Raw genomic sequence first — 20,559 nt, forward strand, 5'->3', positions numbered from 1 at the left:
GATGAATACCCTAAGCACAGCCTATTTTGAGAAAGCGAAAGAATTAATTCCAGGTGGGGTTAACTCTCCTGTTCGTGCCTTCAAATCAGTAGGTGGAAATCCTGTTTTTATAAAATCGGCTAAAGGTGCTTATTTACACGATGTAGACGGTAATTCGTATATTGATTTAATCGGATCATGGGGTCCTATGCTCTTTGGGCAAGCGCATCCTGTGATTGAAGATGCGGTTCGGGGTGCGTTGAGTAATGGATTTTCCTTTGGCGCTCCTACCTATAATGAGGTATTAATCGCAGAGAAAATCATTTCGATGATTCCTTCCGTAGAAAAGGTTCGTTTAGTGAATTCTGGAACGGAAGCTACCATGGCTGCCATCCGATTAGCTAGAGCCTATACTAAACGCGATAAGATCATTAAAATGGAAGGCTGTTACCACGGTCATGGGGATTCTTTCTTGATTGCGGCTGGGTCTGGCGTTGCTACCTTAGGCACTCCAGATAGTCCAGGAGTAACCGTTTCCACGGCAAGAGATACCTTAACGGCCGTTTACAATGATTTAGAAAGCTTAGAGACTCTTTTCAAAGCAAATTCAACAGAAGTAGCTGCTATCATCATAGAACCCGTTGTAGGCAATATGGGATTAGTTATTCCCAAAGAAGGTTACCTAGAAGGAGTTCAAAAATTGTGTAAACAATACGGCGCCTTACTTATATTCGATGAAGTCATGACGGGATTCCGTCTATCCGCTGCTGGATACCAAGGATTAGCTGGTATACAACCTGACTTAACTACCTTAGGAAAAATTATCGGAGGAGGACTTCCGGTAGGTGCATACGGTGGAAAATCGGAAATTATGGATATGATCGCACCAGCCGGTCCTGTTTACCAGGCTGGAACACTTTCTGGAAATCCATTAGCAACTGCGGCAGGTTTAGCGATGTTAAATCTGATTACTGATAATCCTGGAGTTTATGCTTCCCTAGAACAGAAAGGCTTAGCACTCAAAGAAGCATTAAGCGCGGACTTAAAGTCTTTGGGTCTCAACTATACCATTAACCAAATCGGCTCCATGTTTACTTTGTTCTTCACAGACAAAGCCGTAAACAATTTTAGCGACGCTAAAACATCAGATACAGCTTTATTTGGGAAATATTTCAAAGGAATGCTAGATAAAGGTATTTATTTACCTCCTTCTCAATATGAATCTTGGTTCTTATCAACTGCTCTAGGCGATTCAGAATACGATCAAATCATTTCAGCCAGCAAAGCAACGCTTCGTTCCTTATAAGATGAAAACGCCGGCCTACAGCCTGATTATTCCTGTTTATAACCGTCCACAAGAGTTAGACGAATTGTTAGCTTGTATTCAAACACAGGAATTCAAAGATTTTGAAGTGGTCGTTATTGAAGATGGATCAACAGATGATGCTTCGGCCATCATTGATCAATATAAAGATGCATTCTCCTTAGCCTATTATGTCAAAGAAAATGGAGGTCAAGGTTTCGCCCGAAATTATGCATTTGAACGTGCCAAAGGAGATTATTTCATCATTCTCGATTCAGACGCACTTTTAGAGCACAACTATTTAACGGAAGTAGACAAAGCGGTGAAAGCAGAAGGATTAGATCTTTTTGGAGGACCTGACCAGGATCATCCTAGCTTCACTCCTATCCAAAAAGCGATCAGCTATTCCATGACCTCTTTTTTTACTACAGGAGGAATACGTGGAAAAGAGAAAAATATCGGTGGCCAATTCCATCCTCGCAGTTTCAATATGGGAATCTCCCGGAAAGTTTACGAAGCTACAGGAGGTTTTAAAATCACCCGAATGGGCGAAGATATTGAATTCAGTATTCGGTGTATCTCACTCGGATTTAAGTCCGGCTTAATACCTAAAGCCTACATCTATCACAAACGTAGAACTGACTTCAGACAATTCTATAAACAATTACATTTCTTTGGAAGAGCGCGTATCAACATTAGTCGATTCTTTCCAAAAGAGCTAAAAGCGGTACATTTCTTTCCTTTTCTATTCTTTAGTTATTACATACTAACTGGAATTGCACTATTAGCAATGCCCGTATATGGATTGATCCTATTAGCAGGGATAGTTGCGTACAGTCTTTTGATCTTTATCGCTGCATTAATGAGTACGAAAAGCATCAGAATTGCGACTCTTTCTATTTTTGCGGCGAATATTCAACTATTCGCGTATGGTAAAGGATTCGCGGAAGAAGGGTTGAAGAAAATGTTTAATAGTACAGCTGCTTAGCTAAGTAGTTTTGTACGTAATCCTTCACACCTGCTTCTAGGCTCGTAAATTCCTTCGTATATCCGATTGAACGCAGCTTAGCCATACTAGCTTCCGTAAAATATTGGTATTTATCCCGAATATCAGCTGGTGTATCAATGTATTCAATGGAAGGCTCTAATCCCAAAGCTGCAAAAGTCGCTTTCCCTAAATCATTAAATGACCTAGCTTTACCTGTTCCTAAATTATAGATTCCTGAGTTTTTTCGATGTTCCATTAAGAAAACACAAACATCAATTAGGTCCTTCACATAAATAAAATCGCGCATCTGTTCTCCATCTTTAAAATCACCCCGATGCGATTTAAATAATTTAAGAGATCCATTCGCTTGAATTTGACGATACGCATGCCAAATAACCGAAGCCATACGTCCTTTATGAAATTCATTAGGTCCGTACACATTAAAAAACTTTAAACCAGCAAAGAAGAAAGGCTTCTTCTCTTGTTGAAGAGCCCAAATATCAAAGTCGTTCTTTGAATCACCGTATGGATTCAAAGGTTTCAACGATGGAATCAACGACTCATTATCTTCATACCCTAATTCACCTAAACCATAGGTAGCAGCAGAACTAGCATAAACTAAAGGGATTTGATAGGCAACACAAGCCTGCCAAACCTTCTTAGAATAATCTAAATTTAACTCATCAAAAATAGTTGTATCAAATTCTGTCGTATCTGTTCGTGCACCAATATGGAAAAAGAACTCAACTTCTCGATTATTTTTCTCTAACCAAACGAAAAAATCCTTGCGATCTACTCGCTCCATAATGGCTTTTCCCGCCAAATTTTGGTTTTTTTCTGCGTTTGAGAAATCGTCCACCGCAATAATGTATCGAAATTTCAATTCATTCAGTTTTTGAATCAAACAACTTCCAATAAAGCCTGCGGCACCAGTAACAATGATCATAAGGGTAGGATTTTAAATGCAAATTTACACAGATTCCCGGAAGGTTTATTAACTTTGTACAATTATTGGAACTCTGCTATTGTTTTCCCAGAGTCCCTCCACAAAAACTGAAAACAATGGTACACGTCATCCGAAAGGAACATTTTAACGCAGCGCATCGCTTATTCAATCCAGCTTGGACAGAAGAAAAAAATCACGAAGTATTTGGACCTTGTGCCAATAATAATTGGCATGGACATAACTTTGAACTAATCGTCACAGTGAAAGGAATGCCCGATCCCGATACCGGATTTGTTTATGATCTAAAGCAATTAGGCGATCTCATTAAAGCGGAAATTATCGATAAAGTAGATCATAAAAACCTTAATTTAGATGTAGATTTTATGTTTGGAAAACTGGCTAGTTGTGAAATACTAGTGATGGAATTTTGGAAAATCTTAGCTCCTAAAATAGCAGCTACCTCTTCTTCCGCTAAATTACATAAAATACACTTAATCGAAACGAATAAAAATTCGGTCGAATACTTCGGAGAATAAGTATGAAATACTTTATCCTAGCAGGAGAAAAATCAGGGGATCTTCATGGATCAAATCTTATTCAGGAAATCAAAAAACTGGATAATGATGCTCTAATTCAAGCCTGGGGTGGAGATTCAATGGAAAGCCAAGGAGCTGAAATACTGATACACCATAATCAACTAGCGATTATGGGCATTTTAGGGGTTATACAAAATATTCAACGTCTAAAAGGGCTATTCAAAACCTTTGGCGAACAAATAGAAGCCTTTCAACCGGATGCTGTCATCTTTATTGATTACGGTGGATTCAATTTAAAGGCAGCTAAAATTGCGAAGAAGAAAGGTTTTCAAACCCATTTTTATATTGCCCCTAAAGTCTGGGCTTGGAATAAAGGTCGAGTGGGAGAACTTAAGAAATGGATTGATCATCTTTATGTGATTTTTCCATTTGAATTAAAGTTGTTTAGAGAAGCAGGAATAGCTACTGAATATGTTGGAAATCCGCTACAAGATGCCATTCAAGCCTTTGCCCCCAATGAACAATTCAGCTTAAAGGGTCAAAAATATATTGCCTTGCTAGCCGGAAGCCGAAAGCAAGAAATCAAAACAGCCTTACCCCTATTTGAACAATTAGCTAAAGCTAATCCTGATTTATCATTTGTGATTGCTGGCATATCGGATTGGAAAGAATTATACCAGACTAAGATTCCGGTTTTATTTGATCAGACCTATGATATTGTTCAACAAGCAGAAATGGCTATTGTTACCTCTGGAACGGCAACCTTAGAAACAGCCTTATTAAATACACCCCAAATTGTGGTTTATAAAACGGATTGGGTCTTTTATTCTTTGGCAAAAATCGTCATCCAGATAAAATACATCTCCCTGGTCAACATAATTCTTGATAAAGTAGCTGTACCTGAATTAATCCAAGCTAAATTTTCTGTAGAACATATGACGGCCTGGATGCGTGACCTATTAACAAAGGGAAAAACCTATCAACAACAAAAGGAAGATTATAAAATCTTGCAAGAGCTAGTAGGAAATGCGGGTGCATCGAAAAAAACAGCCGAATTACTCTATTCAGCAGCTTCCGCTAAATAATTCTTAATCCAAGATTTCTGTACACCTGGAATCGTTTGATAATAGCGTGCAATATCCAATTTATCTTTTTGAAAATCACCGGTTGTATAATAGGGTTCTCTGATTTTTATCTCCTTATTCACAAAGTCAAAACCAATCATAATCAATGGAACTTTAGCTCCATCAGCAATATAATAAAACCCTGTTTTTAACTCTTGGACATCTTTACGTGTTCCTTCCGGTGCTAATACCGCATAAAAGGATTCCTTGGAATTGTAAATGTCTACTATCGCGTCTACTAAATTAGATTTTGTACCCCGATTAACTGGATAACCTCCTAACCACGAAAATATTCCTCCAAAAGGTCCTTCAAAAAGCTCCTTCTTTCCCCAGAACAAAATAGGGATTTTAAGCAAAGAACGAGCTCCTAAACCTATAGGAAAATCCTTCCATGTAGCATGAGGACAAACAATCACCAATGCTTTCTTTAAATCACGCGGTACCTCGCCCACTAATTTCCATCCAGCTAACTTAAATAATACATCAAAAATGGGACTACTAACTAACATAAGTATCTAAAATTTCTTGAATTTGATTGTAGGAACGGCTTGGATCAATTAAATAGGACTGAATCCCCATTGATTTAGCGGAATTAATATTAGCGACATTATCATCAAAAAACAATACCTCTTCCGGAACAAATCCTTGTTCGTTCAAAACCTGTTGATAAATAGCTGTATCAGGCTTCACTAAACCCATTTCGAAAGAATAATATACCTGATCAAATAGACTGAAAAGATTTTGCCCTTCAGGCCCTAAAGCGACTTTTGTAAATCGTTCAGCATGTATAGAACTAGTATTGCTTAAAAGAATTAGGTAAAACTGAGATTTAAGTGAAGCTATCCACTCGTATACTCCCGCATGAAAGTCTAATAATAGCGCAGAAAAGGAATTATCAAAGTCAGTATCAGATATCGTTAAATCAAGACGTTCACGCAGAAAATCTCGAAATTCTGCATCATTTTGCTTACCTGCTTCGTAGGGAACCCATAACTGATGTTCCATGATGACAGAAGCTATTTCTGACGAACTTAAAGAAGAATAAGTTGAAAATGCCTCATATGTCAAAGATAAATCGATGGTTAATAAAACATTACCTAAATCAAAAAGGATCGCTTTGGGAGCAGCCATCTTATTCAATCACCTCTCCCATCGCTCCAAACTTATCGATACGCTGTGAAATACGCGTAGCAGGGTCTAAAGCTGATAGAATAGCTAATTCCTTTTTAAGCACTTCTTTCAAGGTCATAGCAGCTTCTTCTGGATTAAGATGTGCCCCACCTAAAGGCTCAGGAATGATACCATCAATTAATTTATTCGCTAACATATCGTTAGCTGTTAATTTCAAGGCTTCAGCCGCTTGTTCTTTATAATTCCAACTTCTCCATAAAATCGAAGAACAAGATTCTGGAGAAATAACCGAATACCACGTATTTTCCATCATTAAGACGCGATCACCTACAGCAATACCTAAAGCACCACCAGAGGCTCCTTCACCAATAATCACGCAAATAACAGGTACCTTAAGCATAAACATATCGCGAATATTACGTGCGATAGCCTCTCCTTGACCTCTTTCCTCCGCTTCTAAACCAGGAAATGCTCCCGGAGTATCAATTAGGCATACAATAGGCTTATTAAACTTCTCCGCCATTTTCATTAAGCGAAGCGCTTTTCTATATCCTTCTGGATTAGGCATTCCAAAATTACGGAACTGACGTTCCTTCGTATTACGCCCTTTTTGTTGTCCAATAAACATGACAGACATTTCTCCATCAATAGTACCAAAACCACCTACCATGGCTTTATCATCACCTACATTACGATCACCGTGGATTTCAATAAATTCCTCACACAAATGTTCAATGTAATCAAAAGTATATGGACGATCTGGATGACGGGAAAGTTGAACACGCTGCCAGCGCGTCAAATTCGAAAATGTTTCCTTTTTCAATTCTAAAATCTTATCAGTCAAAGAGGCTACTGCAGCTGTCACATCGACATTATTCTCTAAAGCAAGCTTACGCATTTCAATCAGTTTATCTTCTAATTCAGCAATTGGCTTTTCAAATTCCAATAATGTTTTCATAAGGCGTAAATTTTAATACAAAAATAAAATTAAAGCTCGAAAGTCTCTTCCTTTTGAGGCAAAATAACGTCACTAAATCCTAATCCATTTAATATGGAAGAAAACTCTAGCATACTTTCTTCTTCCCCATGGGACAGGAATATCTTTTTTAATTTACTAGGCTTCTGCTGTTTAACAAAATTTAAGAGCCCGGTCTGATCTGCATGTCCAGAGAATACGTCAATCTTGCGAATTTGCGCATTCACTTTATACTCGCGATCCTTTACCACTATCCTATCAGTCCCCGCTAAAAGTTGACGTCCTAGAGTTCCTTCAGCTGTATAACCAATCAATAGAATCGTAGCGTAGGTATTTGAAATATTATCAGCGATATGCTGCTCTACACGCCCCCCAGAAATCATACCTGAAGATGAAATAATAATACAAGGCTCTCGGTAATCTTTAATAGCCTTACTCTCTTTCTCTGTTTGAAGGAATATCAAATTATCTACATCAAACAGTTCGTCATTCTCTTTATGGAACTCACGAGCTTCCGGATTTAAATAGGATAAATATTTAGAATAAATCTTTGTGGAACTTCTACCCATCGGGCTATCCGTAAATACCCGAACCGCTGGAAAATTACGTTCTTCTATCAATTTATTAAGCGTATACAAAACCGCTTGCGTTCTACCTACAGAAAAAGCTGGAATAACTAAACGGCCTGGACGATCAATGCAGGTTTCTTGAATGACTTTTCCCAAAGCATCCATCGGACTATCCTTGTCAGCATGGATACGATTGCCATAGGTTGTCTCACAAACTAAGTAATCCACCTCTGGAAAAGGTTGAGGATCGATATGTAAAGGATAATTAGTTCTTCCTATATCACCGCTAAAACCAATGGTTTTCGTCTCCCCATTCTCTTTAACTGATATCAATACATGAGCAGCACCTAATAAATGACCAGCTGGCACAAACGTAATCTCTAAACCAGGAAAAACAACGAACTTCCGATTAAATTGCAAAGTCACAAAGTTATCCATCGCATTCTCCACATCTTTCTGAAGATAAAGATCCCCTTTTCGAAGTAATCGATCCATTTGCTTGTGTTTCTTCCGACTCTCGCCTTGTGCTGCTTTCAATCGACGTAAATGTAAACTAGCAGAATCCATCAATAACAACTCTGCTAAATCAGCCGTTGGAGGTGTACAAAGGATTTGGCCCTCATATCCTTCTCGGTATAACATAGGAATGTTACCAGAGTGATCTATGTGAGCATGCGTAAGAATAACTAAATTAATGAGAGAAGCATCGAAAGGAAAAAAAGACTTTTGCTCTACCGGCTCTTCGAAGTCGATTTTTCGCTCCATGTCCGTTCCACAATCGATTAATATTTGATAGCCGTCTCCTAATTGTAACAAGAACATACTGCCTGTCACTTGTCTAGCGGCTCCTAAAAAGGATAATTGCATAGAATAAAGAAAATAGGGGCTACAAGAGCCCCCTTTACCTTACAAAAATAAGAGTATTTTCTTAAAAATTACTTCACTGAAGCGAATTCCGCTTGAATTTTGTCTAATTCCTCTTTCGAATTAAATCGATCAGAAATCAAAGTACGGTATCTAAACGTAACAGATTCTCCTTTTTTTAAAGTCAAATTACGTTCATCCTTGCCATTACTAAATACTTTGGCGCCTAAGGGGTTAACCGCAAATAACCCATAACCACGTGCATGCCAATAACTTGGATAAGACACATTAGTTGGATGGTCAAAAATAGTGACTGAGATAGCATGATTGTCCATCTCCCCATGCAAATTCATCCATTTAGCACGAGTGCTCCAAACTGCCTCCCCTTTCACTCCCTCAGAGCTCCAATAGTCACCATTTACACCCGCATTATCCATGACAGGCACTTTAGTTTCAACGCCATGTGCATCTGTAAATACATCCGGTTTATTCGATGGAATTTCTAACTGACGTGCCACACGGATAGCAAACATACCATCTTTCACATCTCTAAATAGGACTTTGTCTGCTACAGCGGTTAATGTTGTAATACGATCTACTGTTCTTGAATCAGCCGTACCAGAAAAAACATACGTTGTCTTTTCTTCCAATACCTTTTGACCTTTACCATCATTGTCTATCCAATCAGCTGAGACTACTAACAAGCCTTTCTTTGCATCTTGTTTTACAACCGATGTATGAACAATTGTTCCCATTTTATGATTCTGCAAAGAAGAAATTATGTTAGTGGAGTTGTTCCAATAGTCAAAACCATTGACATCCTCATAATTCAACCACATACCTACGTGATGTGGATGATCTACCCGCTCTCCTGCACGAGGTGCCATCGGATAACCACGAGTAATCGTTGTTCCTTGAGCGGAAATTAACGGAAACAAAACTGCTTTCTTTAAAACATCCTGACCTGGAAAGAAATAGGAAGTAAATGGTTTCCCTCCTACCAAAACATCAATGGAAGTCTTTCCATTCTTGAAAGAAACAGGCAGGTTTTGTGCAAGGGTTGCAAAACTGCAAAGACCTAAAAACAAAGTGAATAACTTTTTCATAGTGCTTATTAAATAAAATTCCGAAGGCCAGAAGACCTTCGGAATCTAAAGTAAGAAATCAAATCAATCTTAGTAACCTGAATTTTGAGGGAAACCTCCATTTTCAGATAAGTCAACTTGCTTTTGTGGAATAGGACGTACATAGTGAATATCCTTAACACCTACAGCACCGTCTGTGTTGTAAAGCTTAACGCGCTCTACTAAGTTATTCCAACGCTTTAAGTCCATCCAACGTGTTTGCTCACCAGCAAGTTCACGAGCACGCTCTTCCATGATTAAGTTCATATCTACAGAAGTAACTTTCATCGCGTCTTCTTTACCCTTAGCTGCTGCACGAACACGTACCATATTAATAGCTGCTACCGACTCAGCTTGCTTGCCTAATTTGAATTGAGCTTCCGCTAACATCAAATAAGTATCCGCTAAACGATGTACAAAATAATCACGAGAACCATTTTCATACGTCATATCAGGACGAAGTGGATCAAAGAATTTCTGTAAGGTAGGAAACAAAGCAAAATTGTACAAACTAGGAACCAATACTTGGTATTTCTTAGTAGCACGCTCAGCTAATGACATTTCATACCCTGGAATAAAGATAGCCGTATCACCTGCCTTATAAGTTAATGTCGCTTTAGAAGCATCGAAACTTGTATTGATAGGTGTAGCAGATGGCTTGTTTGAATACCATGTATCTTTAAATGTTTTCTTGTAACGAGTATCGTTTACACGATCAGCAAATACCGTATTTAACAAATAAGGTGTTGGTTTCAAACGTTTGAATGGACGACCATTCACAACGTCACGTTGCATACCAGGTTGTGTATCATATTGCATACCGAAATACAAGTGAAGCTTGTTACCTTGGTTATCCACAAAACCATTTGTTAATGGATCTTGAGTATACTGTACTGCAAAAATAACCTCATCATTAATTTGATTCGATTGATCAAATACAGAAGCAAAATCAGGTAATAATTTAAAGCCATAGTTAGCAATTACATTATTACATAAAGTAGCCGCATTTGCGTAATCAGTAGATTCCGCAAATTTCGATGAAGCACGTGTTAAATACACTTTTGCTAACAAATTCTCAGCAGCAGCCTTAGTAGCACGACCATAATCTCCTGCTGCTTTCGTTGCAGGTAAAACCGGAATTGCTGCTAATAAATCTGTTTCTATTTGCTTATAAACTGCTTGCTCAGACGCACGAACAGCTGTTTTAGTAGGACCAGTCGTTTCCTTTAAACGTAAATCTAATGGACCAAACTGCTGAACTAAAATAAAGTAATAATGCGCACGCAAGTACTTCATTTCAGCCACACGCGTATTCTTAACTGCATCTGTAATACCAGTTACAGCTGGAGCACGATCAATTACCGCGTTAATGGTGTTGATACCTTTGTAGGTCTCATCCCACAATTGAGCTAAGATATCTACAGAAGAAGTTAATTGAGAATCATAAAAGTGAAAACCTTTGTATGATCCATCAGCACCTGCGCTGTAAATATCCGTACCATACTCTGACATGGTTAAACCACGTTCTGTTGCATAGAACGAACGAAGTGGAGTATAAGCTGCATTTGTTGCAGCTACGAATCCTGGAGTCGTAGCAATATAATCGTTACTGATCTGAGAAACTACTGTCTCTTTCAGTAGATCACTACATGAGGCAGTACCCAACATAATCGCTGAAGCAATACCTAATGATTTTAATGAATTTTTGATATATAAACTTTTCATTATTTCAGGGATTAAAATTTAATATTTAAACCGAACGTAGAAACAGATGTAGCCGGAGTTACGCTGTTTTCTACGTTTCCATTAGATGTTTCTGGATCCACACCATTTTCTTTAGAACGGTAGTTCGAGAAGATAAATGGTTGTTGAATACTAGCATATAAACGTAAAGAAGACAATCCTAATTTCTGAGCTGTTTTAGCTGGGAAAGTATATCCTACGTTAATATTACGCACCTTGATAAATGAACCATCATAGTACATAATTGCTGTATTGTATGCAGGGAACTCTTGGTTAAAGTTCGGACGCGGATATCTAGCACCTGGATTATTTGGAGTCCAGTAATCCACCTTGATTTGGTTGTAACGACCTTGAAGGTAGTTAGAATTTTGGTGGAATTTAGATACAATCATCTGACCTTGACGTGTAAAGATGAAGAATGACAAATCGAATCCTTTATAAGAAAAACGGTTAGTAATACCACCGGTCCAAGATGGAACATCAGAGCCTAATAACACACGGTCATCAGCCGTAATTTTACCATCTCCATTTGCATCTTTTACTTTAATTTGACCTACGGTAAATCCTTTCGCTTTTGCTTCTGCAGCTTCAGCTGTTTGCCAGATACCAGCATATTCATAATCAAAATACGAGTTCAATGGTTTACCAATAAACCAACGGTTACCTACGTCATCTTTTGCTCCATTATAAAGTGAAACAATCTCCTCTTGATTTTTGTAAAATACGAAATCCGTGCTCCATTTAAAACCATTGGCTGCATCGATGTTATTCGTCGTTAATGAAAGTTCAATACCACGGTTCATCGTCTCCCCTACGTTACGAGTAACGGAAGCGAAACCAGTTGAAGTAGGCAATTGATCAGACAATAACAAATCCGTTGTATTTGTTTGGTAGTATTCAGCAGAACCAGAAACGCGACCTCTCCAGATTGAGAAATCCACCCCTACGTTCTGTGACGTTGAAGTTTCCCACTTCAAATCGGCATTACCAATTGTATTTGGACGATACCCGTAAGCAGCTGTGTTATTCCAAGCATAAGAAGTACGACCCTCTAAACCTACTGTTTGGTAAGGAGAAAGACCCTGGTTACCTACTTGCGCATAAGATGCACGAACCTTTAATTCATCTAACCAAGTCAAATCCTTCATGAAGTTTTCTTGATGTAAATTCCAACCTAGAGCCACACCTGGGAAGTTACCCCATTTCGAGTTTTCCCCAAAACGAGATGAGCCATCACGACGCGCAGTAACTGTTAATAAGTACTTTCCTTTGTAATCGTAGTTAATACGAGCCATGTAGGAAGCAATCGTCCATTGGATTAAGTTAGAACCTACCCCTTGAATAGAAGATGCATTACCCACATTGTAAAACTGCTGAGTCTCTACTGGAACACCCAATACACTTTGTGTATATTGCTCAAAGTTATCACGTTGCATTGATTGCAATAAAGTAACCCCTAAATTGTGATCCTTAAATTGCTTATTATACGTTAAGATATTTTCAATCGTATAGTTAAATCCTTGACGGTTATCGGTTGTAGCCGTTGGGTTACCACCTTTAATGTTATTCGTCAAAGCCCCATAAAAACGACCATTACGAGAAATCGTAAAGTCAGGACCAAAATTCACACGGTATTTCAAGCCTTTTGCTAATTCCAATTCAGCATAGATACTATTGAACATACGGTATTTCTTTGTCTCATCGATTACAGCACCTGGAACAATCTCATTCAAAGGATTCGTCAATAAGGCATCATCCGTTTGTTGGAAAATTAAGTTACCACTGTCATCATACGCTCTTGCTAATGGGTTTTGTGATAATAAGAAACCATAAGGGTTAATATTAGCTCCATTAGTTACCGCATACATCAAATAAGAGGATGCACCCACTTTTAAACGCTTGTTCACTTGGTGATCCACACTAGCTCTAAAAGAATAGCGCGTAAAATCTAAACCTTGAATAATACCGTTATCTTGGAAATAACCCGCGTTAATTGAGAACTGAGTCTTATCATTACCACCTTGAACACCAATTGCATGGTTTTGCTGTACGCCTTTTCTGACCATCATATCTTGGTAATCAAGTGAACGTCCTTTAGCGATACCATCTAGTTCAATAGGAGTAAATAACTTAGAATCAGCGAAAGCATCAATAACTCCCGTAGGAACTATATTACCATTCGCATCTTTATAAGTACCAATCGTACGACGAGACTCACGCTTCATTTCTGCATATTCAGCACCTGAGAACAATTGAATCTTATCTAAGGATTGTGTAGAACCTACATATGAATCATAAGAGATAACTGTTTTACCATCCTTAGATCCACGCTTCGTAGTAATCAAAACAACACCATTCGCTCCACGAGCACCGTAGATAGCTGTTGCAGTTGCATCTTTAAGGATTTCCATTGAAGCCACATCATTCGGGTTCATATCTTCATAACCTCCTGAAAGAGGAATACCATCTACTACGTATAATGGATCATTACCCGCATTAAATGAACGACGACCACGAATTAAAACACGTGGCACCGTACCTGGCTTAGAACCAGATTGCGCTACGTCTACCCCAGCTACACGACCTTGCATCGCTTGACCTAAGTTCGTAATAGGCATCTCTGTGATTTGCTTAGCCGTTACAGAAGAAATGGCACCCGTTAATTGGCTTTTCTTTTGAGTACCATAACCTACTACCACTACTTCTTGCAATGATTTAGTATCAGCACTTAAAGCCACATTAATTTGGGTTTTAGAACCTACTGAAACTTCTTGTGAGTTTGTTCCAACAGCTGAAAACACTAAAACTGCTGAATTACCAACAGTAATTTTATAATTTCCATCCATATCTGTCGAAGTTCCTTTAGAGGTACCTTTAACAGCAACACTAGCTCCAGGAATACCAGAACCATCATCAGATGAAGTTACTTTACCTGAGACCGTCCGATCTTGGGCAAAAATTTGAATACTCAATAACAGCATTATACCGCTAAGGAGCACCTTGGAAAGTAATTTTTTTCTCATAGGTTAATTGAAATTAAGTTGTTTGCAAAGTCATTTGGATCCTTTCCCACAAGGCTTTGCATTCTTGTTGGGATAGTCTTAAGGGTTTAATTGGGTACTTATTTACTATTTTTAATCTCTTTATCCAGCTCATTCTTTTCGATAACATGTCAATCTTATTAAGATTTCTTATCCCGAAAAGCACAAAAACTATACGATATACTCAAATATATCTTATAATTATTCAATATTAACAAGCATAGGCTTTCATTGTCATCTGTTCTTTCATCACACGTAAAGCACCAAATAATAAATTATATACAGATTGAGGATTGATATTCATCTGTTCTGAAATTTGATCCGTATCCATATTCTCAAAATACTTTAAGGTAATTGCCTCCCTTTGGCGCTTACTTAACTTATTAAGGCTCTGATACATAGAAATATGAGATATCTTTTCTTCTTCCACCATGACTAATTGTCTTTCAGGGGACGGCATATCCTCCATAAACTGGTATTGATAGGCATCGTGGTGATTCAAATTCTTCAATTGCGTTTCTAAAGAGCGTACAATTTTACGTTTGATCGAAGCCATCAAATAAAATTTTACACTAGTTGTAGGGCCTAGACTAGCATGATTCTTCCAAATTTCAACGAATAGATCATGTAGACAATCTTTGATTAAGTCCTTATCACTTGTAATACCCATACAATAAGTATATAGTGGTTGAACAAAATGCGAATACAACACGGAAAACGCCTGTTGATCCCCTGCTCTGAACTGATCCCAAACTTCAACTTCATTAATGGACTTCTTCATAAATCGATCTAAAATTGTACAATAGTGATATGTATTATCATTTGACATATACTACACAGGGAATATAGAAGATAATTGTATAAAAAATCAAAGAAAATATTTAATTTTTTTCCGTAAACGTTTACGGAAACGTTTACAATCAAAAAAAGTTCATTTGACATCCTTCAAATCAGAAATTTTAATCGTTTCTTTGAATTTCTGATGTAAATCAGGAATTGTATTTAATCAATAAACACCTCTATGAATAAAAAATTAAACACCCTGGATGCCTCGATGTTAGTCATGGGATCGATGATAGGATCAGGTATCTTCCTCGTAAGTTCAGAAGTGGCTAGATCGGTGGGCTCCCCTATTTATTGGATTGGAACCTGGTTATTAACTGCATTTTTAACCATAACTGGTGCTTTTGCTTACGGTAAATTAAGTTCTGTCTTTCCTAAAACGGGTGGACAATACATCTATCTAAAAGAATCCTATAATTCATTAATTGGTTTTCTCTTTGGCTGGACTACCTTCTTAGTGATTCAAACAGGTACTATCGCAGCGGTGGCTGTTGCCTTTGCAAGGTATGCCGGCTTTATCTTCCCTGGAATTCTGAATGATACACCATTAGTAGGTGATTATATTACAACACAACAAATTTTAGCGGCAACACTCATCGCGTTTCTAACCTTTATAAATAGCCGAGGCGTACAATTTGCCTCTTTAGTTCAAAATATCTTTACCATTACCAAAATCGGGGCCATCGTCATCCTTATCATTATTGGTTTGTATGTAGGGGTTCAAAATGATTGGATTCACTTTGAAGGATTCTTTGCGGAGCCATTCACCATTGATACGACGACTAATTCCTCTCATTCCATCGGGGGATGGGAATTAGCTTCATTGTTCGGAGTAGCCATGATTGGGCCCTTATTCTCATCTTCAGCTTGGAATAATGTCACTTTTGCGAGTGCTGATTTTGAAGACCCTAAGAAGACCATTGCGAAAGGTTTAGTCTATGGATCTGCGCTCGTATGTCTATTGTATTTACTAACAAATATGGCCTACCTGAGCATTTTACCTTTACAAGGAGAATCAGATGGTATCAATAGTTATGCACGCGGGATTATGTTTGCTACACAGGATCGTCTTGGAGCAGCCGCTTTAGAGACCGTTTTAGGCGGTATCGGTGCTTTAGTGATGGCGGTGTTTATTATGATCTCTACGTTTGGATGTAACAATGGAATCATCTTAGCAGGAGGACGTTTATTCCAAGCAATGGCAAACGACCGTTTATTCTTTAAGAAAGCGGCAGAAACAAACGATAAAGATGTACCTGTGTATTCTTTAGGAATTCAAGGGATTTGGGCCATCTTGCTATGCTTCTCAGGATCTTATGGGGCGCTATTAGACTTTACGGTATTTGCTATCTTACTATTCTACTTTCTTACGGTAGCGTCTGTTTTCAAAACAAGAATCATGCAGAAAGAACTGCCCCTTTTGCAAAAATTGCTTTTCAGTGGCTACTTACTATTATTAGTAGGAATCGCTGGAAACCTATTGTGGGTGAAAACACTCTCCTCTTCCATTGGTTTAGGAATTGTGCTTTTAGGTATTCCGTTTTACTTTGTGATGAAGAAAACTCAGAGCAATTGATTAGCTTTCAACCAGGTAGTTAAACGATCGAACCACAAGTCCCCACTTGTGGTTTTATTGTTTAGTCCAAAGCCGTGACCACCTTTCGCATATATATGTAAATCGACAGGTACTTTATTAGCAGTTAATTTCTCAGCGTATAGTAATGAGTTTTTCAAAGGAACGGCATTATCGTCTGCAGCATGCACCATAAAGGCTTTAGGCGTTTGTGCTGTTACTTGTTCTTCGTTTGAGAAAAGTGCTAAATCCGCTTCGCTAGGATTCTTTCCTAGGAGATTTTGAGAAGACCCACCGTGTCCAAAGGAACGAACAGAGATGACTGGATATACTAAAATCGAAAAATCAGGTCTAAGATTAGCACCAGCAAGTACACCTGTATAGTCTTTAGTAAAGTGCGTTGATGCCGTAGCGGCTAAATGCCCTCCTGCGGAGAAACCCATGATACCAACTTTGGCAGGATCCACATTCCATTTTACGGCATTCGAACGAACTAAAGCAATAGCTGATTGAGCATCTTGTAAAGGTGCGTATTTTTTCTCTACTTGTGCAGAATCAGTAGGTAAACGATAATACAACACCAAAGCAGAAACCCCTATCTCATTGAATTTAGCGGCAATGTCATATCCCTCGTGAGATGAGGCTAATATTCGATAACCTCCACCTGGGCAAATAACCACGCAACTTGTCGGTTTAGTAGAACCAGGTGCAGGAAAAAAACGATAACTAGGAACAGTCACATCTGAAATTCGCTCGATACCATCTGCGCCTTTTGTTGCTTTTTCTTTATTTGCTACAGGCTTTGAATTAGGAATACTAGCAGGATATAGAGGAAGGAAATCTTGTGCCATAATCGGTGAGGCAAAAAGAAGAAAGAGGACTAACTTTTTCATTTGGATGAGGTCTTTTCAGTAGTAATTAACAAGACAGCTGATAAAATCAAACTACTTGCGAATAACAATATACTACTTAAAGACTCACCAAGAATAATATTACCCAAAAACAACGCAATAATTGGATTTACATAGGTATAAGTGGAGACCAACGTGGCATCAAGGGCTTTGGACAAATAACCAAATAATCCAAAACCTACCATCGAACCAATCAACGCTAAATAGATAAATACATAGATTGCTTTCAAAGGCAATTCCGAAACAATGACAGATTGCGCGTCACCACGAAATAAAGCTATACCAAGCAATATGAGTCCACCAGTCGTCATCTGAATCCCGCAAACCTGGGTAAAATGATAGGTATTGGCTTTCAGAAACTGAATATAAAAGACGCCTAAATTCCACGCAACAACTGCAATGAATAAAAAGCCCATTCCTCGGTAAAAGTCAATTTCTTTTCCAGGAATCGCTAAATTCTTTTGAGAGGCTAACAAGATGATTCCCACAAAACCAATTAAGGTTCCTAACAGTTTACGATTTGTGGGTTTACGACCTGAAATCCAAAAGAAAATAATCAACAAAAGTGGCCCCACAGCCATAAAAACGGAAGATAATCCGGAGGGTATGGTTTGACCAGCTAAAGCCATAAAACCATTACCCAAGGTAATTAATAAAACACCAGCTAAAAGATGAACTCTCCAATGCTGAAGAGACAATTTTTGCCAATGTCCTCCCAGTATTGACCACGCTAAAAAGAGTAAACCAGCAACTAAATTTCTCGAAAAGGAGATAACTAAAGGGGGAAGAAATTCTAATAGGATCCGAACACTCAGAAAAGTGCTCCCCCAAATTAGATATAGGCCTCCAAGCGCTAACATCGTCACCAGCGATATGGATTCCTTTTTGTTCATGTTAATCTAATAAATCAGGTCTTCTAGTCTGCGTTCGCAAAACAGCTTGCTCGTGACGCCACTCTTCAATTTTCTTTTCATGGCCAGACAACAACACTTCAGGTACACCCATCCCATCAAAACTGGCTGGACGTGTATATACAGGGGGGGCTAATAAGCCATCCTGAAATGAATCAGTTAAGGCTGAACTCTCATCCCCTATCGCTCCTGGAATCAAACGAATAATGGCATCAGCGGTAACGGCAGCCGCTAATTCTCCACCAGACAACACATAATCACCAATCGAAATCTCTTTTGTCACATACTTCACCCGTATACGCTCATCGATGCCTTTATAATGACCACAAATAAATAATAGGTTTTCGCCTAGACTTAATTGATTCACTAAACCTTGTTTTAAGACGATACCATCCGGACTAAAATAGATGATCTCATCATATACACGTTGCGACTTTAAAAATTCTATACATTTAGATAAAGGCTCCACGGCCATCACCATACCTGCACCACCGCCAAAAGGATAATCATCCACTTGTTTATGCTTCTTCTCAGAAAAGTCATGTAAATCGTGAAATACCACCTCAACTAGCCCAGCCTTAGCGGCGCGCGCACAGATAGAATGCTCAAAAAAGCTATTCATTAAGGCCGGAACTACTGAAATGATATCAATCCGCATCTTCTTGAGTATAAACTTCTAATAAACCATCAGGCAATATACTGTGTACAATTTGGTTCTTCTTATCCACTTTTGGGATAATCGCATCAATTAAAGGAATAAGCACCTCATGGCTTTGGTAAATCATCACCACCACATCTTGTGCCCCCGTACTGTAAATCTCCTTCACCGTACCTAAGTCTCCTAAATTTTTATCTACTACCTGATAACCGATTACCTCATGGTAATAAAACTGATCATCTTTTAATTTAGGCAAAGCGGAAAGAGGTAAAAATACCTTTAAGCCTACTAAATCCTTCGTAGCATCTAGAGAGTTAATCCCCTCCAAAGTAATCAAATTTAAATTATCTCGAATCTGGATATCCTCCACAAAGTAGGGAACCATCTCGTTTCCTTGCTGTAAAAAGATCGCATCTAAATCCTCATATTCATACGGATCATCTACATCTAAATAAAGGTGAAACGCACCTTTTAAACCATGCGGTTTAGAAAGGGTTCCTAATTCAAAATATTCAGTCTTTGCCATAGGTACAAAAAAAAATCATACAAACTTGAGAACAAATTTGTATGATTTTAAATAAAATCAAAAATTATTCAGCTGCTGGAGCCTCTTCTGCTGCTTCTTCAGCTGCAGGAGCTTCCTCCGCTGCTTCTACTGCAGAAGCTTCTTCTGCTACTGCTTCTTCAACTGCTGGCGCTTCTTCAACTGCTGCAGGAGCCTCAGCTACTACTTCGTCTACTTCTACACCTGTAGCTTCTTCTTCCGCTTCATTGATAGCTTCTACTACGCTAGCTACTAAAGCTTCTTCAGCTACTTTGTTTTTTGCAGCAATATTTTCAGCACGAGCGCTAGATACTTTAGCTTCAGCTTCTAAACGAGCCGCTTTAGACTTCGCTTTAGACTGTTGTAAAGTAGTCGCTTTCGTTTGATTAGATACCTCTTTCTCTGCTTTCCAAGCCTCGAACTTCGCATCAGCTTGTTCTTGCGTGATAGCACCTTTGTTCACACCTACTTGTAAGTGTTTCGCGTACATAATTCCTTTGTGTGAAAGGATCGCACGAACAGTGTCAGTTGGTTGAGCACCGTTCAATACCCATTGGATTGCTTGTTTCTCGTTTAAAACGACAGTTGCTGGGTTGGTGTTAGGATTGTATGTTCCGATTTTTTCAACAAAACGTCCGTCACGTGGTGCACGAGCATCCGCAACTACTACATCGAACATTGCTAACTTTTTGCGTCCGCGACGCGCTAATCTGATTTTAACAGCCATTTGATATGGGTTTGTGAGGGATCTCGTCCCCCGGGTTTATAAATAGTCTGCAAAATTAAACTATTTTG

19 protein-coding genes are annotated in these 20,559 nt (G+C 38.5%); 5 read left to right on the top strand and 14 right to left on the bottom strand.

Annotated features, from left to right (window positions below; translation table 11 throughout):
* The first annotated feature begins 1 nt into the window (after window position 1).
* Together hemL and G9X62_RS10760 are read left to right on the top strand one after the other, a co-directional pair.
* Entirely contained in the window at window positions 2-1,285 is a 1,284-nt protein-coding gene (gene hemL / locus G9X62_RS10755) for a glutamate-1-semialdehyde 2,1-aminomutase (protein ID WP_223130705.1), read from the top strand.
* Window position 1,286: 1 nt separating this feature from the next.
* The gene (locus G9X62_RS10760) at window positions 1,287-2,270 is read left to right on the top strand and encodes a glycosyltransferase (RefSeq protein WP_223130706.1); all 984 of its coding nucleotides are present in this window, start codon (window positions 1,287-1,289) and stop codon (window positions 2,268-2,270) included.
* On the opposite strand, the gene rfaD is transcribed toward G9X62_RS10760, so the two are convergent.
* On the bottom strand, window positions 2,251-3,216 hold the full coding sequence (rfaD, locus tag G9X62_RS10765; protein ID WP_223130707.1) for an ADP-glyceromanno-heptose 6-epimerase: 966 nt from the start codon (window positions 3,214-3,216) through the stop codon (window positions 2,251-2,253). The genes G9X62_RS10760 and rfaD overlap by 20 nt on opposite strands.
* 116 nt (window positions 3,217-3,332) lie before the next feature.
* Between rfaD and G9X62_RS10770 the strand changes: the two genes are divergently transcribed.
* The gene (locus tag G9X62_RS10770; RefSeq protein ID WP_223130708.1) at window positions 3,333-3,752 is read left to right on the top strand and encodes a 6-pyruvoyl trahydropterin synthase family protein; all 420 of its coding nucleotides are present in this window, start codon (window positions 3,333-3,335) and stop codon (window positions 3,750-3,752) included.
* 2 nt (window positions 3,753-3,754) lie between these two features.
* Window positions 3,755-4,837, top strand: coding sequence for a lipid-A-disaccharide synthase (lpxB, locus tag G9X62_RS10775; protein ID WP_223130709.1), 1,083 nt, complete (start codon window positions 3,755-3,757; stop codon window positions 4,835-4,837).
* On the opposite strand, the gene G9X62_RS10780 is transcribed toward lpxB, so the two are convergent.
* The 8 genes from G9X62_RS10780 to G9X62_RS10815 form a co-directional block, all read right to left on the bottom strand.
* Window positions 4,813-5,385, bottom strand: coding sequence for a 1-acyl-sn-glycerol-3-phosphate acyltransferase (locus G9X62_RS10780; protein WP_223130710.1), 573 nt, complete (start codon window positions 5,383-5,385; stop codon window positions 4,813-4,815). The two genes, lpxB and G9X62_RS10780, sit on opposite strands and share 25 nt — an antisense overlap.
* Window positions 5,375-6,007, bottom strand: coding sequence for an HAD family hydrolase (locus G9X62_RS10785; protein ID WP_223130711.1), 633 nt, complete (start codon window positions 6,005-6,007; stop codon window positions 5,375-5,377). The genes G9X62_RS10780 and G9X62_RS10785 overlap by 11 nt, the downstream gene beginning before the upstream one ends.
* A 1-nt stretch (window position 6,008) precedes the next feature.
* The gene (locus G9X62_RS10790; protein WP_223130712.1) at window positions 6,009-6,965 is read right to left on the bottom strand and encodes an acetyl-CoA carboxylase carboxyltransferase subunit alpha; all 957 of its coding nucleotides are present in this window, start codon (window positions 6,963-6,965) and stop codon (window positions 6,009-6,011) included.
* A 29-nt stretch (window positions 6,966-6,994) separates the two neighbouring features.
* Window positions 6,995-8,419, bottom strand: coding sequence for an MBL fold metallo-hydrolase RNA specificity domain-containing protein (locus G9X62_RS10795; RefSeq protein WP_223130713.1), 1,425 nt, complete (start codon window positions 8,417-8,419; stop codon window positions 6,995-6,997).
* Window positions 8,420-8,487: 68 nt separating this feature from the next.
* Window positions 8,488-9,522 (bottom strand): DUF6807 domain-containing protein, encoded by a 1,035-nt coding sequence (locus G9X62_RS10800; protein ID WP_223130714.1) that lies wholly within the window; start codon window positions 9,520-9,522, stop codon window positions 8,488-8,490.
* Between the two features lie 69 nt (window positions 9,523-9,591).
* A complete protein-coding gene (locus G9X62_RS10805) occupies window positions 9,592-11,265 on the bottom strand; it encodes a RagB/SusD family nutrient uptake outer membrane protein (protein ID WP_223130715.1) in 1,674 nt (557 codons plus the stop codon).
* An 11-nt stretch (window positions 11,266-11,276) separates the two neighbouring features.
* On the bottom strand, window positions 11,277-14,264 hold the full coding sequence (locus G9X62_RS10810) for a SusC/RagA family TonB-linked outer membrane protein (RefSeq protein ID WP_261345575.1): 2,988 nt from the start codon (window positions 14,262-14,264) through the stop codon (window positions 11,277-11,279).
* Window positions 14,265-14,535: 271 nt separating this feature from the next.
* The gene (locus tag G9X62_RS10815; RefSeq protein WP_223130717.1) at window positions 14,536-15,105 is read right to left on the bottom strand and encodes an RNA polymerase sigma factor; all 570 of its coding nucleotides are present in this window, start codon (window positions 15,103-15,105) and stop codon (window positions 14,536-14,538) included.
* 240 nt (window positions 15,106-15,345) lie between these two features.
* On the opposite strand from G9X62_RS10815, the gene G9X62_RS10820 reads away from it, so the two are divergent.
* The gene (locus G9X62_RS10820) at window positions 15,346-16,743 is read left to right on the top strand and encodes an APC family permease (RefSeq protein WP_223130718.1); all 1,398 of its coding nucleotides are present in this window, start codon (window positions 15,346-15,348) and stop codon (window positions 16,741-16,743) included.
* Here the strand turns inward: G9X62_RS10820 and G9X62_RS10825 are convergent.
* The 5 genes from G9X62_RS10825 to G9X62_RS10845 all read right to left on the bottom strand — a co-directional run bounded on the left by G9X62_RS10825 (window position 16,731) and on the right by G9X62_RS10845 (window position 20,491).
* Window positions 16,731-17,633, bottom strand: coding sequence for an alpha/beta hydrolase (locus G9X62_RS10825; RefSeq protein WP_223130719.1), 903 nt, complete (start codon window positions 17,631-17,633; stop codon window positions 16,731-16,733). The genes G9X62_RS10820 and G9X62_RS10825 overlap by 13 nt on opposite strands.
* Window positions 17,630-18,544 carry an EamA family transporter gene (locus G9X62_RS10830; protein WP_223130720.1) on the bottom strand — a complete coding sequence of 305 codons (915 nt, stop codon included), beginning with the start codon at window positions 18,542-18,544 and terminating at the stop codon, window positions 17,630-17,632. Before G9X62_RS10830 ends, G9X62_RS10825 begins: the two co-directional genes overlap by 4 nt.
* A gap of 1 nt (window position 18,545) precedes the next feature.
* Window positions 18,546-19,220: a tRNA (guanosine(37)-N1)-methyltransferase TrmD gene (trmD, locus tag G9X62_RS10835; RefSeq protein ID WP_223130721.1), complete on the bottom strand. Its 675-nt coding sequence runs from the start codon at window positions 19,218-19,220 to the stop codon at window positions 18,546-18,548.
* The gene (rimM, locus tag G9X62_RS10840) at window positions 19,210-19,746 is read right to left on the bottom strand and encodes a ribosome maturation factor RimM (protein ID WP_130896766.1); all 537 of its coding nucleotides are present in this window, start codon (window positions 19,744-19,746) and stop codon (window positions 19,210-19,212) included. The genes trmD and rimM overlap by 11 nt, the downstream gene beginning before the upstream one ends.
* 64 nt (window positions 19,747-19,810) lie before the next feature.
* A complete protein-coding gene (locus G9X62_RS10845) occupies window positions 19,811-20,491 on the bottom strand; it encodes a 30S ribosomal protein S16 (RefSeq protein ID WP_223130722.1) in 681 nt (226 codons plus the stop codon).
* Between the last annotated feature and the right edge of the window lie 68 nt (window positions 20,492-20,559).

The organism is Aquirufa lenticrescens, from assembly GCF_019916085.1.
Lineage (GTDB): Bacteria > Bacteroidota > Bacteroidia > Cytophagales > Spirosomataceae > Aquirufa > Aquirufa lenticrescens.

Coding starts and splice junctions, on each gene's coding strand:
- hemL (WP_223130705.1), top strand. CDS start 2: ATGAATACCCTAAGCACAGCCTATTTTGAGAAAGCGAAAGAATTAATT.
- G9X62_RS10760 (WP_223130706.1), top strand. CDS start 1,287: ATGAAAACGCCGGCCTACAGCCTGATTATTCCTGTTTATAACCGTCCA.
- rfaD (WP_223130707.1), bottom strand. CDS start 3,216: ATGATCATTGTTACTGGTGCCGCAGGCTTTATTGGAAGTTGTTTGATT.
- G9X62_RS10770 (WP_223130708.1), top strand. CDS start 3,333: ATGGTACACGTCATCCGAAAGGAACATTTTAACGCAGCGCATCGCTTA.
- lpxB (WP_223130709.1), top strand. CDS start 3,755: ATGAAATACTTTATCCTAGCAGGAGAAAAATCAGGGGATCTTCATGGA.
- G9X62_RS10780 (WP_223130710.1), bottom strand. CDS start 5,385: ATGTTAGTTAGTAGTCCCATTTTTGATGTATTATTTAAGTTAGCTGGA.
- G9X62_RS10785 (WP_223130711.1), bottom strand. CDS start 6,007: ATGGCTGCTCCCAAAGCGATCCTTTTTGATTTAGGTAATGTTTTATTA.
- G9X62_RS10790 (WP_223130712.1), bottom strand. CDS start 6,965: ATGAAAACATTATTGGAATTTGAAAAGCCAATTGCTGAATTAGAAGAT.
- G9X62_RS10795 (WP_223130713.1), bottom strand. CDS start 8,419: ATGCAATTATCCTTTTTAGGAGCCGCTAGACAAGTGACAGGCAGTATG.
- G9X62_RS10800 (WP_223130714.1), bottom strand. CDS start 9,522: ATGAAAAAGTTATTCACTTTGTTTTTAGGTCTTTGCAGTTTTGCAACC.
- G9X62_RS10805 (WP_223130715.1), bottom strand. CDS start 11,265: ATGAAAAGTTTATATATCAAAAATTCATTAAAATCATTAGGTATTGCT.
- G9X62_RS10810 (WP_261345575.1), bottom strand. CDS start 14,264: ATGCTGTTATTGAGTATTCAAATTTTTGCCCAAGATCGGACGGTCTCA.
- G9X62_RS10815 (WP_223130717.1), bottom strand. CDS start 15,105: ATGAAGAAGTCCATTAATGAAGTTGAAGTTTGGGATCAGTTCAGAGCA.
- G9X62_RS10820 (WP_223130718.1), top strand. CDS start 15,346: ATGAATAAAAAATTAAACACCCTGGATGCCTCGATGTTAGTCATGGGA.
- G9X62_RS10825 (WP_223130719.1), bottom strand. CDS start 17,633: ATGAAAAAGTTAGTCCTCTTTCTTCTTTTTGCCTCACCGATTATGGCA.
- G9X62_RS10830 (WP_223130720.1), bottom strand. CDS start 18,544: ATGAACAAAAAGGAATCCATATCGCTGGTGACGATGTTAGCGCTTGGA.
- trmD (WP_223130721.1), bottom strand. CDS start 19,220: ATGCGGATTGATATCATTTCAGTAGTTCCGGCCTTAATGAATAGCTTT.
- rimM (WP_130896766.1), bottom strand. CDS start 19,746: ATGGCAAAGACTGAATATTTTGAATTAGGAACCCTTTCTAAACCGCAT.
- G9X62_RS10845 (WP_223130722.1), bottom strand. CDS start 20,491: ATGGCTGTTAAAATCAGATTAGCGCGTCGCGGACGCAAAAAGTTAGCA.